This is a genomic window from Actinobacillus lignieresii (genome assembly GCF_900444945.1).
GTDB classification, from domain to species: domain Bacteria; phylum Pseudomonadota; class Gammaproteobacteria; order Enterobacterales; family Pasteurellaceae; genus Actinobacillus; species Actinobacillus lignieresii.
The window spans coordinates 1,129,572-1,147,900 of record NZ_UFRM01000001.1 but is presented as its reverse complement, the minus strand read 5'-3'; the positions used below and the strand labels follow the sequence as shown (position 1 = coordinate 1,147,900).

Annotated in this window: 8 protein-coding genes, 2 tRNA genes and 3 rRNA genes; 8 read left to right on the top strand and 5 right to left on the bottom strand. The window is 43.7% G+C overall.

Going from position 1 to position 18,329, the window contains the following annotated elements; genetic code table 11:
- Positions 1 to 9 precede the first annotated feature (9 nt).
- The gene (locus tag DY200_RS05145; RefSeq protein WP_342352667.1) at positions 10 to 2,091 is read left to right on the top strand and encodes a lactoferrin/transferrin family TonB-dependent receptor; all 2,082 of its coding nucleotides are present in this window, start codon (positions 10 to 12) and stop codon (positions 2,089 to 2,091) included.
- A gap of 43 nt (positions 2,092 to 2,134) precedes the next feature.
- On the opposite strand, the gene rho is transcribed toward DY200_RS05145, so the two are convergent.
- The 4 genes from rho to thrA all read right to left on the bottom strand — a co-directional run bounded on the left by rho (position 2,135) and on the right by thrA (position 8,166).
- Positions 2,135 to 3,397 carry a transcription termination factor Rho gene (gene rho, locus DY200_RS05140; protein ID WP_005596104.1) on the bottom strand — a complete coding sequence of 421 codons (1,263 nt, stop codon included), beginning with the start codon at positions 3,395 to 3,397 and terminating at the stop codon, positions 2,135 to 2,137.
- Between the two features lie 197 nt (positions 3,398 to 3,594).
- Positions 3,595 to 4,545 (bottom strand): cysteine synthase A, encoded by a 951-nt coding sequence (cysK, locus tag DY200_RS05135; protein ID WP_115587166.1) that lies wholly within the window; start codon positions 4,543 to 4,545, stop codon positions 3,595 to 3,597.
- A gap of 214 nt (positions 4,546 to 4,759) precedes the next feature.
- Positions 4,760 to 5,710 carry a homoserine kinase gene (gene thrB, locus DY200_RS05130; RefSeq protein WP_115587165.1) on the bottom strand — a complete coding sequence of 317 codons (951 nt, stop codon included), beginning with the start codon at positions 5,708 to 5,710 and terminating at the stop codon, positions 4,760 to 4,762.
- Positions 5,710 to 8,166: a bifunctional aspartate kinase/homoserine dehydrogenase I gene (gene thrA, locus DY200_RS05125; protein ID WP_115587164.1), complete on the bottom strand. Its 2,457-nt coding sequence runs from the start codon at positions 8,164 to 8,166 to the stop codon at positions 5,710 to 5,712. Before thrA ends, thrB begins: the two co-directional genes overlap by 1 nt.
- Before the next feature lie 409 nt (positions 8,167 to 8,575).
- Between thrA and sodA the strand changes: the two genes are divergently transcribed.
- Positions 8,576 to 9,217: a superoxide dismutase [Mn] gene (sodA, locus tag DY200_RS05120; RefSeq protein ID WP_005606958.1), complete on the top strand. Its 642-nt coding sequence runs from the start codon at positions 8,576 to 8,578 to the stop codon at positions 9,215 to 9,217.
- An 87-nt stretch (positions 9,218 to 9,304) separates the two neighbouring features.
- Here the strand turns inward: sodA and alr are convergent, their stop codons facing one another.
- The gene (gene alr / locus DY200_RS05115; protein WP_115587974.1) at positions 9,305 to 10,429 is read right to left on the bottom strand and encodes an alanine racemase; all 1,125 of its coding nucleotides are present in this window, start codon (positions 10,427 to 10,429) and stop codon (positions 9,305 to 9,307) included.
- Positions 10,430 to 10,549: 120 nt separating this feature from the next.
- On the opposite strand from alr, the gene recD reads away from it, so the two are divergent.
- The 6 genes from recD (at position 10,550) to rrf (ending at position 18,069) form a co-directional block, all read left to right on the top strand.
- Positions 10,550 to 12,487 carry an exodeoxyribonuclease V subunit alpha gene (gene recD, locus DY200_RS05110; protein ID WP_115587163.1) on the top strand — a complete coding sequence of 646 codons (1,938 nt, stop codon included), beginning with the start codon at positions 10,550 to 10,552 and terminating at the stop codon, positions 12,485 to 12,487.
- Between the two features lie 345 nt (positions 12,488 to 12,832).
- A 16S ribosomal RNA gene (locus DY200_RS05105) occupies positions 12,833 to 14,374 on the top strand.
- Between the two features lie 82 nt (positions 14,375 to 14,456).
- A tRNA-Ile gene (locus DY200_RS05100) sits at positions 14,457 to 14,533 on the top strand.
- A 51-nt stretch (positions 14,534 to 14,584) separates the two neighbouring features.
- Positions 14,585 to 14,660 (top strand) — tRNA-Ala (locus DY200_RS05095).
- 289 nt (positions 14,661 to 14,949) lie between these two features.
- Positions 14,950 to 17,851: ribosomal RNA gene (locus DY200_RS05090) — 23S ribosomal RNA — on the top strand.
- A gap of 102 nt (positions 17,852 to 17,953) precedes the next feature.
- Positions 17,954 to 18,069 (top strand): 5S ribosomal RNA (gene rrf / locus DY200_RS05085).
- The 16S, 23S and 5S rRNA genes sit together here with 2 tRNA genes alongside, the layout of an rRNA operon.
- Positions 18,070 to 18,329: the final 260 nt, after the last annotated feature.

Genomic DNA, 18,329 nt, shown 5'->3' with positions numbered 1-18,329 from the left:
TATCGTGTCGTGCCAAGAGAACTTAATTTGGATAAAAATCAAAGAGATAACTGGTTTGTTTTTCAAGACGAATGTCCGACCGGGCAAGGAAGTAATCCCGGCTGTACGCCTCGCCCGATTGTACGAGGAGCGAAAGTCGTAAAAGATTCGAACAATGCGAAAGATTATACCGGTGACGGTCGAATTGCTCCTAACCCGATGAAATATCAATCCGGCTCTTGGTTATTTAAATTAGCGTACCATTTTTCACCGAAACATTCGGTAAACGCCGTATTTGAACAAACCAAGCAACGTTATGATATACAGGATATGACGCAAGAGAAATATGCCGGTTTATTACGGAACGGTAAAGGGCAACTGGATCCTAAAAAAACCGAAGTGGAGTACTCGCTATTCGGCAGAAATTTCTATCCGGATGATCCTTCTCAAGCGATTGGTTACGGAAATACGCTTAATCCTGATTTAGTACGAAGCACTTATTGGAGTAGAGCAAGGTTTTTTGACGAACGACATACTAAACGCCGTTTAGGATTCGGCTATCAATATAAGTCCGATAATGACAAAGGGGCTTTTGACCGTTTAACGCTCAATTTGGATCAACAAGATATTCGTTTACTGACTAAAGTACATAATTTGAATTGCAGTAAATACCCATATTTTGATAAAAACTGTAAGGTAACGCCGGATAAACGAGATTCCAACGCCTCTTATGAACGGAATATTTATAAGGAACGTCATAAACAAGTGCAACTTTCTTTTGAAAAGGATTTAATGGTCGGTAAAACTCAGCACTTATTTAATTTAGCGATGAATTATGATCGTATGCGTTCTAATCATAAGAGAGATCAATTTGAGAGTACTTATTTAGTTTATTCTAAAGAGGATGAGTCGGCACATCCGTATTATGATGTCGGCAATCGGGATCAAGATGTCGGCTATCATAATAGCGGTACTTATAAATACCCGAGAATTATCGGTAAAAGACAAGTGATAGTCGCTCATCATAATCATTGTATCGTTCATGATGGTTATGGAAAACGAAAAGATTTTAGCGATTGTTCGGCACATATTACTAAAGGGCAGCATTACGCAATCGGTCTGTCGGATCGTATTTTCTTTGGTGATAAGCTGGATCTAGGATTAGGTGTACGTTATGACTACCATCGTTTTAAATCGGATGATGATTGGGTTGATGCCGGAACACATAAAAATTTCTCTTGGAATACCGGATTAACGGTTCGACCGTTAGAGCATATTGCTTTGTCTTACCGTGCTTCAAGCGGTTTTAGAGTCCCATCGTTTGATGAAATGTTCGGTCGTCGTACTCCCGGCGCTATAGATAGCAAATATGGACGTAAAGCGTTACTTAAAAAGAAACTGACCTCGGAAAAAGCGCTTAATCAAGAGGTTGGGTTAGAGCTCAACGGTAATTTCGGTACAATGGAAGTGAGCTATTTTGATAATCGTTACAAAGATTTGATTGTTAGTGCAAAAGAAAAAGGGATTGACGGTATTCATGGTTTTTATAACCTACAATCAATTAACCTTAATGGGATAAACCTATTGGGTAAACTCAATTGGCACGGTATCTGGTCGGCTTTACCGGACGGTTTATATTCAAATCTTGCTTATAACCGTATTAAAGTGAAAAACGTCGATACGAAACCGAATTATGTGTTTGTACGTAGCCCGGTATTGGATGCGATACAGCCGGAACGTTATGTGGCAAGTTTAGGCTATGATGAGCCTAACGGTAAATGGGGTGTGAATTATATTCTGACTTATTCCAAAGCGAAAAAAGCCAGCGAGTTAATCGGTAGAACGGCTTATTACACCGGTGATGTGGTAAAAGGTGTGACGAATCAACGTACTCGACCTTGGTATATTTATGATGTTATCGGTTATTATACTTTTGCTAAACACTTTACCGTACGAGGCGGTGTTTATAACTTAACCAATCGTAAATATAGTACGTGGGAAGCGGTTCGCCAAACGGCGGTAACCAGTGTGATTCCGGTTTACAATCGAGGTCATGCAAGTTATGCGGCACCGGGCAGAAACTACGTATTAAGTTTGGAAGCTACATTCTAGCGAAGTAACCGATAAAAGGCACTCGGAAGAGTGCTTATATTTTTTATGAGCGTTTCATTAATTCGAAGAATTCTTCGTTGGTTTTGGCTACGCCGAGTTTATCGATTAACCATTCCATTGCCGCCACTTCATCCATCGGATTCAGTACTTTACGTAACATCCACGCATTACGATGTTCTTCCGGCGACATTAATAAGTCGTCTTTACGTGTACCGGAACGATTAAACTCAATCGCAGGGAATACGCGACGTTCCGCAATTTTACGAGAAAGGTGTAATTCCATATTACCGGTACCTTTAAACTCTTCAAAGATCACTTCGTCCATTTTTGAACCGGTATCAACTAATGCCGTCGCAATAATGGTTAAGCTGCCGCCTTCTTCTACGTTACGCGCCGCACCGAAGAAACGTTTCGGGCGATGTAATGCGTTCGCATCCACACCACCGGAAAGGATTTTACCGGAAACAGGCGTCACAGTATTGTAAGCACGAGCAAGACGAGTAATCGAGTCTAATAAGATAACTACGTCTTTTTTATGCTCTACCGAGCGCTTCGCTTTTTCGATTACCATTTCCGCAACCTGTACGTGACGTGTCGCCGGTTCGTCAAAGGTGGAGGCAATTACTTCGCCGCGTACGGTACGCTGCATTTCGGTTACCTCTTCCGGACGTTCGTCAATCAGTAACACGATCAATTCACATTCGGGGTGATTATGGGTAATGCTTTGTGCGATGTTTTGCAGAAGCACGGTTTTACCTGCTTTCGGCGGTGCAACGATCAGACCACGCTGACCTTTACCGATAGGGGCTGCTAAATCAAGAATACGAGCGGTTAAATCTTCGGTTGAGCCGTTTCCGCGTTCCATACGTAAACGTGAATTGGCGTGTAAAGGGGTTAAGTTTTCAAATAAAATTTTGCTGCGAGAAACTTCAGGTTTGTCATCATTGACAAGATCAACTTTCAATAAAGCAAAATAGCGTTCGCCTTCTTTCGGCGGACGAATTTTACCTTCGATTTTATCACCGGTTTGTAAGTTGAAACGGCGAATTTGGCTCGGAGAAACATAAATATCGTCAGGACCCGCAAGATATGAACTGTCTGCCGAACGTAAGAAACCGAAACCGTCGGGTAAAATTTCTAAGATACCTTGACCGAAAATATCTTCACCGCTTTTCGCGTGTTGTTTAAGAATGGCGAAAATGATGTCTTGTTTACGTAAACGAGCTAAATTTTCTAAGCCCATTTGCCCTTCGCCGAGCGCAACAAGATCCGATACAGGAGTGTTTTTTAATTGAGTAAGATGCATAAGAAATAATTCTTGATAATTGTAAGATTGGATTAATTTAAGAATAAATAGATACGGATAATACCGTAAAAAGACTTGGTAAATAATATAGCAAAATCATCCAAATTGCAAATTCTTTGCAAAAATAGACCGCTTATGAGCATTTCTAAACGAAAAATGCCGGCGTTATGCCGGCATTTTAAAGAAAGAAGAGAAAATTAAACTTCTACACCTTCAAATAATAAGGTGCTTAAATAACGCTCAGAAGCGGATGGGAGAATCGCCACGATTTGTTTATCTGCAAATTCTGGTGACTTCGCTAAACGATCCGCCGCCGCAACCGCCGCACCGGATGAAATACCGACTAAAATACCTTCTTCCGCCATAATTCTGCGTGCGGTTGCAATCGCTTCTTCACTTGAAACTTGTTCGACACGGTCGATAAGGCTTAAGTCTAAGTTTTTCGGAATAAAGCCGGCTCCGATACCTTGGATTTTGTGCGGACCCGGTTTAACTTCTTCGCCGTTTAAGGTTTGGCTAATAACCGGTGATTCTTTCGGTTCGACCGCAACGGAAATAATTTGTTTGCCCTGATCTTGTTTGATATAGCGAGAAATACCGGTAATCGTACCGCCCGTACCCACACCGGCAACGATCACGTCCACTTTACCTTCGGTCGCATTCCAAATTTCCGGGCCGGTGGTTTGTTGATGAATCGCCGGGTTCGCCGGATTTTCAAACTGTTTTAAAATCACATAACGGTTCGGATCGCTTGCGACGATTTCTTCCGCTTTAGCAATCGCGCCTTTCATACCTTTTGAGCCTTCGGTTAAAACCAAGTTTACGCCTAAACCGCGTAATAAGCGTTTACGTTCGGTACTCATTGTTTCCGGCATGGTAAGAGTGATTTTATAACCGCGAGCCGCCGCCACATAAGCGAGAGCAATACCGGTATTGCCGCTGGTCGCATCTACGATTTCTTTGCCTTCGGCTAAAATACCGTCTTTTTCTGCTTGCCATACCATATTGGCGCCGATACGGCATTTCACGCTGAAACTTGGATTACGAGATTCGATTTTTACTAATAAGTTGCCGTTTTGACCGAAGTTTTTTAAACGAACAATCGGGGTATTGCCAATAGTATATGAGTTGTCTGCATAAATTGTCATAGAGTTGTTCCTTTAGTCTGAATTAAGATTTCTCGGCAAGCATACGATATTTTTCCGAAAGATGTTAGTGGCGAAAAATCATTTAATATAACGGAAAGGAATATGAAATTGACTTGTTCAAAAGACGAGGAGAATCACACTAAAAAAGCGGTCGGATTTTACAATTTTTTTGCAAAATCCGACCGCTTGTATAGTAGGCTAAATACACTGCGAATTATTTCAATTCACGCGCGCCTTGGTTATCCACTTTACAGATATGAATAAAGCCTTCGTTATTCTGTAGATACTCTTTTTCAAGATAGGCTACTAATTTTTGAGCGTGTTCCAAATCCGGCGCAATGGCAAACATTGTCGGGCCCGAACCGGAAATACCTACCGATAATGCACCGAGATCTTTACAGCCTTGGCGAACTTCGGCAAAGTTCGGTAACAGATTTTCACGATACGGCTCGGCAATTAAATCCTTCATCATTGTCGCCGCTAAGATGTCTTGATGCGTATGACAAGCGTGTACGAACGAACCGAGGTAACGCGCCTGTTGAATCATATCTTGACGAGTATAGTTTTTCGGTAAAATAGCACGAGCTTCCGCCGTCGAAACTTCAACGCCCGGATAAGCCAGTACCCAATACCATTCGTCAAAGAACGGGATGGTTTGGCAAATATTGCCGAGCGATTGAGTCATTAACTGCAAACCGCCCAAATAGCAAGGTGCGACGTTGTCGTAGTGGATTGAGCCGGAAATTCGTCCTTCCAATTCGCCCATCATTTCCAATAATTCCATTTTAGAAAACGGTTCGTCATGGAATTTATTTAATGCAACCAATGCCGCTACGATTGAGCAGGCGCTTGAACCTAAACCCGAGCCGATCGGCATATTTTTTTCAAGCGTGAGGCGTAAGTTTTTAACCGAACCGCCGCGTAATTTCAGACGTTCGCTAAATAATACGTAGGCTTGATAAACGATGTTTTTTTGCGGCTCTTTCGGTAATTTACGCACGAAATAACCGGCGCTTTCCAGCTCAAAAGCGGTTTCGCAATCTTCAATTTGTACCACATCGCCGAGTAACGAGCCGTCAATCGGTGAAATCGCCGCACCTAACGAGTCAAAACCGACACTTAGATTGGCACTTGATGCCGGAGCATAAATTCGTAATGTCGTCATTAGTTTGAACCTCCGTGTAATGTACGCAGAATATCGGCAAAAATACCGGCGGCGGTTACGTCCGTACCTGCACCGTAACCTCTTAATAAGAGCGGAATCGGGCTATAGTAACGGGTTAAGAATGCCAGCGCATTTTCACCGTCTTTTACTTTATAAAGCGGGTGATTTTCATCTACCGCTTCAATAGCAACACGACATTTATCGCCGGTAATCGAACCGACATAGCGTAATACTTTACCTTCCGCTTTAGCCGCTTGGACTTGTTCATTAAACTGTGCGTCGATTTCCGGCAAGACTTTTAAGAATTCTTCTTTACTCATACCGTCCGAGAAGCCTTTCGGTAGTACGCCTTCCACTTCAATATCGTCGAATTCCAGTGCCAAACCGGTTTCGCGCGCAAGAATCAATAGTTTGCGAGCGACATCCGCACCGGAAAGGTCATCACGCGGATCCGGCTCGGTAAAGCCTTTTTCTTTTGCGATTAACGTTGCTTCCGAAAGGCTTAAACCTTCGTCTAATTTACCGAAAATAAATGAAAGCGAGCCGGATAAAATCCCCTCGAATTTTTCCACTTCGTCACCGGCAGCCAATAAGTTTTGTAAGTTTTCGATAACCGGTAAGCCTGCGCCTACGTTCGTTTCGTATAAGAATTTATGCTGACCTTGGCGAGCAGCTTCACGTAATTCTTGGTAATATCGGTAACTACCGGTATTGGCTTTCTTGTTTGGGGTAACAACGTGGAAACCTTCTTTTAACGCTCGGGTATAAAGGTTTGCCACTGATTGCGCCGCGGTACAATCGACAAATACCGGATTTACTACGTGGTGTAACTTAATAAACGAGAGTAAAACGTCGAAATCGGACGGTTGGGTTGCCGTTTCTAAATCGCTTTTCCAATTATCTAAATTTAAACCGTTTTCGTTGAGGAGCATTTTATCCGCATTCGCCAATGCGCATACACGGATTTCAATATCCTTCTTTGCTAAAAATTCTTTTTGTTGTTTGATTTGATCGATAAGTTCGCTTCCGACTCCGCCTACCCCGACTAGAAAGACTTCAATCGATTTTTTATTGCTGAATAAACCTTGATGGGTCGCTTTAACCGCTTCAATCGCTTTATTCATCGGCACTACCGCTGAAATCGAACGCTCGGACGAGCCTTGTGCAATGGCAACGATGCTGATATTGGCTTGTGCCAGTGAAGAGAAGAAACGAGCGGCAATCCCTTTTGCGGTACGCATACCGTCACCGACTACCGAAATGATAGAAAGCTCGCGGATCATATCAATCGGATCCAAATCGCCTTTACTTAACTCTTGAGCAAATTCCGCATTTAAGCAAGCGGTCGCTTTTTCCTCAAATTTTGCAGGTACGCAGAAACTGATACTGTATTCGGAAGAAGATTGAGTAATTAGAATGACCGAAATGCCGGCTTTCGACATAGTCGAGAATACGCGAGCCGCCATACCGACCATACCTTGCATACCGGCACCGGATACGTTAAACATTGCAACATTATCAAGATTAGTAATGCCTTTTACTTTTAAACCGTCAGTCGCTACGTTGCCGTCGATTAATGTGCCTTTCGCATCAGGATTTGCGGTATTTTTAATTAAACACGGAATATTTAACGGCACTAACGGACCGATAGTACGAGGGTGAATGACTTTCGCACCGAAGTAAGAAAGTTCCATCGCTTCTTGATAACTCATTGATTCTAAACAAATCGCTTCAGGCACTAAGCGAGGGTCACAAGTATAAACGCCGTCCACGTCCGTCCAAATTTCGCAACAATCCGCTTTTAAACAAGCGGCTAAACATGCTGCCGAATAGTCGGAACCGTTACGACCGAGTGAGACCAGTTCACCGTTCTCATTACCCGCAGTAAAACCTGCCATTAACACTACGTTTTTCTTCGGAATCGAACCGGCATTTATGCGTTTGGTCGATTCGTTAATATCGACCGAAGATTCCAAATAGCTACCGTGCGCTAATAATTTTTCAACAGGATCAATACGAGTAACATCGTAACCTTTTGCTTCAAACCACGCTTGCATCATTGCAATCGATAGTTTTTCGCCACGGCAGTGAATCGTCGCCGCAACACTATCCGGTAATGATTTGCTTTTTGCCGCTTCACTTGCCACACCTTGAATTTGGGTAAGTTCCGCTTCCACTAAAGCCAATAAGCCTTCACGATCAACATTATTATTTGTTGCATAGAGTCCATTGATAATATTGTGGAAAATTTCGGTAGCTTCTTTTAGGTTGGTTTCGAAAGATTCGCCTGCGATAGCTTTATCGACGATGGCGACAAGGTGATTGGTGATTTTAGCCGGAGCGGAAAGTACGCCCGCCGCCTGATCTTTTAAATGTGCCTTTTCAATGATGTCGGCAGCTTGGATAAAGCGTTCCGGGTTTGCAAGGGAAGTACCGCCAAATTTAAGAACTCGCATAATTTCTCCTGATGATTTTTTGATATTAGTATTTGCAAATTTAGGTATAAAAAAACCCGCTTGTTAGCGGGTTTAGTCTGTTTCTTGCCGTTTTACTGGTACACATCCCCGCATTATGCCTTACACATAATGGTCATCATGCCGGTGGTGGTAATCATTGTAAAACGTGCCATAATTCTAGTTACTCTGTATATTGTTGAATCAATATTTCACTTATTCGAGAGAATGGGGGAAAGTGTTTGGTTTGTCAATGGTTTTTTTTAGAAATAAAAGGCGGAACTAAAAATAGTTTCATAAAATGATAGAAAAATTCTATTTTTTTGATTTAGATTAAAAAATGATGTCTTCTCAAGCCTATTTTTGGTATATTTAACACGATTTTTATTCACCTAACAAAAAGGACCCTAAAATGGCATATCAATTACCAGAGTTAGGCTACGCTTATGATGCGTTAGAGCCACATTTCGATAAAGCAACGATGGAAATCCATCATACTAAACACCACCAAACATACGTAAATAACGCAAATGCGGCGTTAGAAGCTCACCCTGAGCTTTTAGAAAAATGCCCGGGTGCGTTAATTAAAGACTTAAGCCAAGTTCCGGCTGAGAAACGTACCGCAGTTCGTAACAACGTTGGCGGCCACGTAAACCACACGCTTTTCTGGAAAGGTTTAAAAACCGGTACGACTTTACAAGGTGCATTAAAAGATGCAATCGTACGTGATTTCGGTTCGGTAGAAGCGTTCCAAGCGGAATTTGAAAAAGCGGCGGCAACGCGTTTCGGTTCAGGTTGGGCATGGTTAGTGGTTGAAGACGGTAAATTAGCGGTTGTTTCAACGGCAAACCAAGATAACCCGATTATGGGTAAAGAGGTTGCGGGCGTTTCAGGTTTCCCTATTTTAGCTTTAGACGTTTGGGAACACGCTTACTACTTACATTACCAAAACCGCCGTCCGGACTACATTAAAGCGTTCTGGAACGTGGTAAACTGGGACGAAGCGGCTCGTCGTTTTGAAGAACACGCTTCACACTGCGGTTGTGCAAAATAATTAAGATTGAGTTTTCTTAATCTAAGTGAATAAATAAGCGGTCGTTTTTGCAAATTTTCTTGTAAAAACGACCGCTTTTTATATGAATTATTCGTATTCAAAAATTACCCGTGGGGTAAGTTTGGTAATCAATTCATAGCTGATTACCCCGATATGTTGTGCGACTTCCTCGATTAATAGATCTTTGCCCCAGAAAATCACTTCGTCACCGACTTTATCTTGACTGTCTGCTCCGAGATCAACGGTCAGCATATCCATCGAAACGCGGCCGACAATCGGTACGATTCGTCCGTTTACTAAAACCGGCGTGCCTTCCGGCGCATTGCGCGGATAGCCGTCACCGTAACCCATTGCCACCACACCTAATTTAGTGTCTTTATCACTTACCCAAGCACCACCGTATCCGACCGGTTCGCCCGCTTTATGCGTTCTGACCGCAATTAAGGAAGAAGCGAGCGTCATTACCGGTTTGAAGCCTAAATCGGTAATCGGCGTATAGTGCGGAGAAATACCGTGCATAATAATACCGGGACGAACCCAGTCATAATGCGCCTGTTTCCAATATAAAATACCGCTCGAAGCGGAAATACTGCGTTCGTGTGTAGGATAAGGAGAGGTCGCCGCTTCAAATATGGCGATTTGTTTTTCGGTATAACCGCAATCCGGTTCGTCCGCTCGGCTAAAATGGCTGACAAAGCTAATACTTTCCACTAACGGACAGGCCTTTAAGCGTTGATAGAACATATCAACTTGTTCGGGATGTACGCCGAGGCGGTGCATACCGGTATCAATTTTTAACCAAACATTAATCGGAAAATAAATTTTCGCCTTGCGTTTCCAAAAGCCTTTTTGTTGCTCTCGCTGCCATTCTTCGGCAACTTGTTCGAGAAGTTCAAGTTGTTCTTGGCAATGTATAACGGTATCGAATCGTCTGGAAAGGGTCTTCAGTAATTCTTCTCGATCAAAGAATCCTTCGATTAATAAAATCTTGCCGGTGTAACCGGTTTCTTGAATTTCGAGCGCTTCCCTTAAACGCGCGACCCCGAATCCTTCAACCAAATCGGCGAGCGTGTCGGCGGCAGGCAATAATCCTTGCCCGTAAGCATTCGCTTTGATCATGGCAAGCAGTTTTTGTTGAGGTGCGAAGGTTTTTATCAGTTCTATATTATGGCGGAGAGCCTCTCGGCTAATAGTTGCTGTTGCTGGTTTCATTACTTTTTTTGATGATTTCATTTGAAAGTAAAGATAATTATACGCTCGATGAGAATAAATGGACAATGAATAATGAACATCGGATAATTCTAAGCGGATTAAGTTTAGAGGATTTTATTTATGCTGACGCTTTTATATGAGTTAAAAGAAACGAATGTGATTTCCGAATTGGATTATCAATTCGCTAAAATGATTGATCGTAAACAGCAAAGTTATCCCTATACCGAACAACAAAAAAACTTGGCGGTATTGCTTGCCGCATTAGTTTCTTTTCACGTAATGCAAGGTCATGCCGCTATTCCTTTGGATTCTCAAGCCTCACGATTTTTTTTCGGTTTATCAAATCGAAATGAGGAAAAGGCGCTTAATGATGAAATTTTGCGAAAAATCGGCGGAATCACGCCGCTTGAATGGCAGGACGTACTACAAAACCATATTGCGTTTAGTTCGGATCCTAAGCAAGTCGCACCGATGTTGTTTCAACACGGGTTACTTTATTTTTATCGTTATTGGCAGGCGGAAAACAATATCGCGAATTACTTAGTGAAAGCGGTCGAATTTCCCGAACAAATTGCCAATACCGCATTGGATAAGCAAATTCTAGAAAAACTATTTGAAAAGTCGGATGAAATAAATTGGCAAAAAATAGCGGTCGCTACGGCTATCAAACAAAAGTTTAGCATAATTTCAGGCGGGCCGGGAACCGGTAAAACTACAACGGTCGCCAAATTATTAGCTGCGTTGCAAGAAAAACAGCTACGTAGCGGTAAAGCAATGTTGAATGTTGCGCTTGTCGCACCGACAGGAAAAGCGGCGGCACGTTTAAAAGAGTCAATCACATTAAGTTTAAGCGTGCTTAATTTGAATTTTGAAATTCCAACGACCGCCTCGACAATTCATCGTTTGTTAGGAATACGTCCGCAAAGTGATGAGCCTCGTTATCACTCAAAAAATCCGTTACATATTGACCTTTTAGTGGTGGATGAAGCGTCTATGATTGATCTTTTTTTAATGGAAAAATTAATGGCGGCATTAAAACCAAATACCCGATTAATTATTTTAGGCGATAAAGATCAGCTTGCGTCGGTTGAAGCCGGAGCGATTATGGGAGAACTCGGAGCGTTTCTTCAACAGGGATATAGCCGGAAGCATTGCGATTATTTGAATCAAGTTACCGAGTATCAATTAGTTCCGAAAGGAAAATCATTACCTATTTGTGATGCGTTATGTCATTTGAAAAAAAGTTATCGTTTTGACGATAATTCCGGAATCGGTCAGTTGGCGAAACTGGTTAATGAAAAGCAAGCGGTTGAATCTTGGCAACTTTTTGCAAAAGGCTCAGCGGATTTATCTTTGATCGAATATGCACACACTTCGGATTTCCCGGAAAAACAGCAGTGGATTCAAAACTACGTGAAACAAATAACGGATAAAGCGGTCGAGCTTTATAAGGAATATCTAACGCTTGTTAAACAACGTTACAATAATCCGACGAAAGTGTCGGTAAATGAAATTTTCGAGGTTTTTCAAAAAGTAAGATTCTTATCCGCATTGCGTATAAGTGAATTGGGCGTAGAGCAATTAAATAAAAGGATAGAAACGGCATTAGCGGCGGCAAAACTGATTTCTTTAGAACAAAGTAAAAATTACTATATCGGTAAACCGTTACTCATTACACAGAACTCGCCGCAAAATCATATTTATAGCGGCGATATAGGGATTATCTTACCGGATGAGAACGGAATATCGAGAGTTTATTTTGATACGAAAATTGACGATGGATATTTAAGTCTTTCTCTGAATAGACTTCCCGAATTTGAACCGGCTTATGTAATGACGGTTCATAAGTCGCAAGGTTCCGAATTTGAACATACCTTACTGATAACGCCATTGCACTTTGCACCGGTTATGAGTAAAGAATTAATTTATACGGCGATTACCCGAGCTAAAAAGCATTTTACTTTATTCGGAGAAAAACAAGTTTGGTTACAGGCGGTGAATAATAATCTTCAGCGTCAAAGCGGATTAAAAGCACAATTAATGCACTTATTCAGTTAAAATAATATGCGAATTGTATTAAATCTGTTCTTTCAATCACTTTTTCAAGATTTTTTTGAAAAAAGTACTTGCAAGGAATTTAGATTTCTCTATAATGCACCCACACAACGACGCACTGTTGTGAACGAGAAGTAAATGCGGTGCGTCGTTCTTTTTTGCTCTTTAACAATATATCAGACAATCTGTGTGGGCACTTGTTGATTGACTTGATTTTGAAAATATTATTTAAAACTTGAAGTCTTAATAGGTGCTTAAACTAGAAATTCATATTTTTCTTTTTGCTTAACTTGGTTAGGTAAGGGAAGTGAACTTAGCTAAGCAGAATATTGAGCGATTAAACTTTTTGAATTGAAGAGTTTGATCATGGCTCAGATTGAACGCTGGCGGCAGGCTTAACACATGCAAGTCGAACGGTAACGGGAAGGGAGCTTGCTTTCTTTGCCGACGAGTGGCGGACGGGTGAGTAATGCTTGGGAATCTGGCTTATGGAGGGGGATAACTACGGGAAACTGTAGCTAATACCGCGTAATATCTTAGGATTAAAGGGTGGGACTTTCGGGCCACCTGCCATAAGATGAGCCCAAGTGGGATTAGGTAGTTGGTTAGGTAAAGGCTGACCAAGCCGACGATCTCTAGCTGGTCTGAGAGGATGACCAGCCACACTGGAACTGAGACACGGTCCAGACTCCTACGGGAGGCAGCAGTGGGGAATATTGCACAATGGGGGGAACCCTGATGCAGCCATGCCGCGTGAATGAAGAAGGCCTTCGGGTTGTAAAGTTCTTTCGGTAGCGAGGAAGGTATCAAATTTAATAGATTTGGTAATTGACGTTAACTACAGAAGAAGCACCGGCTAACTCCGTGCCAGCAGCCGCGGTAATACGGAGGGTGCGAGCGTTAATCGGAATAACTGGGCGTAAAGGGCACGCAGGCGGTTGATTAAGTGAGATGTGAAAGCCCCGGGCTTAACCTGGGAATTGCATTTCATACTGGTCAACTAGAGTACTTTAGGGAGGGGTAGAATTCCACGTGTAGCGGTGAAATGCGTAGAGATGTGGAGGAATACCGAAGGCGAAGGCAGCCCCTTGGGAATGTACTGACGCTCATGTGCGAAAGCGTGGGGAGCAAACAGGATTAGATACCCTGGTAGTCCACGCTGTAAACGCTGTCGATTTGGGGATTGGACTGTGAGTCTGGTGCCCGAAGCTAACGTGATAAATCGACCGCCTGGGGAGTACGGCCGCAAGGTTAAAACTCAAATGAATTGACGGGGGCCCGCACAAGCGGTGGAGCATGTGGTTTAATTCGATGCAACGCGAAGAACCTTACCTACTCTTGACATCCATGGAATCTTGTAGAGATACGAGAGTGCCTTCGGGAACCATGAGACAGGTGCTGCATGGCTGTCGTCAGCTCGTGTTGTGAAATGTTGGGTTAAGTCCCGCAACGAGCGCAACCCTTATCCTTTGTTGCCAGCGATTAGGTCGGGAACTCAAAGGAGACTGCCGGTGATAAACCGGAGGAAGGTGGGGATGACGTCAAGTCATCATGGCCCTTACGAGTAGGGCTACACACGTGCTACAATGGCGTATACAGAGGGAAGCAAGATGGCGACATGGAGCAAATCTCACAAAGTACGTCTAAGTCCGGATTGGAGTCTGCAACTCGACTCCATGAAGTCGGAATCGCTAGTAATCGCAAATCAGAATGTTGCGGTGAATACGTTCCCGGGCCTTGTACACACCGCCCGTCACACCATGGGAGTGGGTTGTACCAGAAGTAGATAGCTTAACCGCAAGGGGGGCGTTTACCACGGTATGATTCATGACTGGGGTGAAGTCGTAACAAGGTAACCGTAGGGGAACCTGCGGTTGGATCACCTCCTTACCAGAAATTGAGCGGCAGCAAGTGTTCACACAGATTGTTTGATAGAAAGAAGACGAAAACGGATATAATCCGACATCCTTTTGGGTCTGTAGCTCAGGTGGTTAGAGCGCACCCCTGATAAGGGTGAGGTCGGTGGTTCAAGTCCACTCAGACCCACCACTCAAAACGAGTGAAAGCTGAAAGGTGTGATTATATTGAGTTATGATGTATGGGGATATAGCTCAGCTGGGAGAGCGCCTGCCTTGCACGCAGGAGGTCAGCGGTTCGATCCCGCTTATCTCCACCAATCATCATGACTAAGTGAATAGATATTGTTGATAGATATTTTGTTTATTTAGTCATGATGATAAGTCAAATTATTGTCTTAAATTGTTCTTTAAAAAATTGGAAACAAGCTGAAAACTGAGAGATTTTTCAAGTTCGTTAAAGCGAAAGTGCTAACGAATACATTGAAAGTCTGAGTAGTTAAAAAATCTTAGCTGAACAAAAGCAGCTAAGTGTTTAGTTGAATAAAGTATCGCGTTGAATGCATTCAAATAAAATTTGAAAATATTTGAAAACATTTGAGGTTGTATAGTTAAGTGACTAAGCGTACACGGTGGATGCCTTGGCAATCAGAGGCGAAGAAGGACGTGCTAATCTGCGAAAAGCTTGGATGAGTTGATAAGAAGCGTTTAATCCAAGATATCCGAATGGGGAAACCCAGTAGATGAAGAATCTACTATTATTAAGTGAATCCATAGCTTAATAAGGCAAACCGGGAGAACTGAAACATCTAAGTACCCCGAGGAAAAGAAATCAACCGAGATTCTGTCAGTAGCGGCGAGCGAAAGCGGAAGAGCCTGTTAGTGATAATAGTTTTGTTAGGAGAATGAGCTGGGAAGCTCAATCGTAGAGGGTGATAATCCCGTATCCGAAAACATTATTATGGTACTAAGCTAACGACAAGTAGGGCGGGACACGAGAAATCCTGTTTGAAGATGGGGGGACCATCCTCCAAGGCTAAATACTCCTGATTGACCGATAGTGAACCAGTACTGTGAAGGAAAGGCGAAAAGAACCCCGGTGAGGGGAGTGAAATAGAACCTGAAACCGTGTACGTACAAGCAGTGGGAGCAAGAGAAATCTTGTGACTGCGTACCTTTTGTATAATGGGTCAGCGACTTATATTTTGTAGCGAGGTTAACTGAATAAGGGAGCCGAAGGGAAACCGAGTCTTAACTGGGCGATTGAGTTGCAAGGTATAGACCCGAAACCCGGTGATCTAGCCATGGGCAGGTTGAAGATTGGGTAACACTAATTGGAGGACCGAACCGACTAATGTTGAAAAATTAGCGGATGACTTGTGGCTGGGGGTGAAAGGCCAATCAAACCGGGAGATAGCTGGTTCTCCCCGAAATCTATTTAGGTAGAGCCTTGAGCGGACACCTTCGGGGGTAGAGCACTGTTTCGGCTAGGGGTCCATCCCGGATTACCAACCCGATGCAAACTGCGAATACCGAAGAGTGATACTCAGGAGACACACGGCGGGTGCTAACGTCCGTCGTGGAGAGGGAAACAACCCAGACCGCCAGCTAAGGTCCCAAAGTACTAGTTAAGTGGGAAACGAAGTGGGAAGGCTTAGACAGCTAGGATGTTGGCTTAGAAGCAGCCATCATTTAAAGAAAGCGTAATAGCTCACTAGTCGAGTCGGCCTGCGCGGAAGATGTAACGGGGCTAAAACTAGTCACCGAAGCTGCGGCATCAATGGAAACATTGTTGGGTAGGGGAGCGTTCTGTAAGCGGATGAAGGTGAATCGAGAGGTTTGCTGGACGTATCAGAAGTGCGAATGCTGACATAAGTAACGATAAAACGAGTGAAAAACTCGTTCGCCGGAAGACCAAGGGTTCCTGTCCAACGTTAATCGGGGCAGGGTGAGTCGGCCCCTAAGGCGAGGCTGAAAAGCGTAGTCGATGGGAAACGGGTTAATATTCCCGTACTTGGTATAACTGCGATGTGGGGACGGAGAAGGTTAGGTTATCGCACTGTTGGATGTGCGTTTAAGCCGGTAGGTGGGTGTTTTAGGCAAATCCGGAACACCATTCAACACCGAGAAGTGATGACGAGGTTCTACGGAACTGAAGTAACCGATACCACGCTTCCAGGAAAAGCCACTAAGCTTCAGGTTATACTAAACCGTACTATAAACCGACACAGGTGGTCAGGTAGAGAATACTCAGGCGCTTGAGAGAACTCGGGTGAAGGAACTAGGCAAAATAGCACCGTAACTTCGGGAGAAGGTGCGCCGGCGTAGATTGTAGTGATTTACTCACGAAGGTTGAACCGGTCGAAGATACCAGCTGGCTGCAACTGTTTATTAAAAACACAGCACTCTGCAAACACGAAAGTGGACGTATAGGGTGTGATGCCTGCCCGGTGCTGGAAGGTTAATTGATGGTGTTATCGCAAGAGAAGCTCCTGATCGAAGCCCCAGTAAACGGCGGCCGTAACTATAACGGTCCTAAGGTAGCGAAATTCCTTGTCGGGTAAGTTCCGACCTGCACGAATGGCATAATGATGGCCAGGCTGTCTCCACCCGAGACTCAGTGAAATTGAAATCGCCGTGAAGATGCGGTGTACCCGCGGCTAGACGGAAAGACCCCGTGAACCTTTACTATAGCTTGACACTGAACATTGAATTTTGATGTGTAGGATAGGTGGGAGCCTTTGAAGATGACACGCCAGTGTTGTTGGAGGCGTCCTTGAAATACCACCCTTTAACGTTTGATGTTCTAACGAAGTATCCGGAACGGGTACTCGGACAGTGTCTGGTGGGTAGTTTGACTGGGGCGGTCTCCTCCCAAAGCGTAACGGAGGAGCACGAAGGTTTGCTAATCACGGTCGGACATCGTGAGGTTAGTGCAATGGTATAAGCAAGCTTAACTGCGAGACGGACAAGTCGAGCAGGTGCGAAAGCAGGTCATAGTGATCCGGTGGTTCTGAATGGAAGGGCCATCGCTCAACGGATAAAAGGTACTCCGGGGATAACAGGCTGATACCGCCCAAGAGTTCATATCGACGGCGGTGTTTGGCACCTCGATGTCGGCTCATCACATCCTGGGGCTGAAGTAGGTCCCAAGGGTATGGCTGTTCGCCATTTAAAGTGGTACGCGAGCTGGGTTTAGAACGTCGTGAGACAGTTCGGTCCCTATCTGCCGTGGGCGTTGGAGAATTGAGAGGGGCTGCTCCTAGTACGAGAGGACCGGAGTGGACGCATCACTGGTGTGCCAGTTGTCTCGCCAGAGGCACTGCTGGGTAGCTACATGCGGAAGAGATAAGTGCTGAAAGCATCTAAGCACGAAACTTGCCTCAAGATGAGTTCTCCCAGTCTATAAGACTGTAAGGGTTGTTGGAGACTACGACGTAGATAGGTGTGGTGTGTAAGCGTAGTGATACGTTGAGCTAACACATACTAATTGCCCGAGAGGCTTAACTATACAACGCTCAAGTGTTTTTGAGCGCTACACTCAGTAGCAGCTTGTTTCGAATTTAAGAAGAAAGAACAAAGACAAAGAAGACAAAAGACATCAACAGAATATTCTGGCGACCAGAGTGCTGTGGCTCTACCTGAATCCATTCCGAACTCAGAAGTAAAACGCAGTAACGCCGATGGTAGTGTGGGGTTTCCCCATGTGAGAGTAGGGCATCGCCGGATTGAATTTAGCGCGAAAGCGAAAACGAAGCAAGAAACCCTGTGGTTAGCGATAACTACGGGGTTTTGGTTTTTTTATAATAGTTTTAACAGAATCATTCTTTGTTCATTCATTCTTCATTTTTTCTTTAGTTTCTTTGTTTCTTCCTTTTGACCTACCTTTTATAAATTTCCTAAGCTTATAATTCCCCAGTGATAGACTATTTTAGTCAAACGGCTCCAACTAGCGTATTTGTAAAACAACAAAGAAATTTGACCGCTTA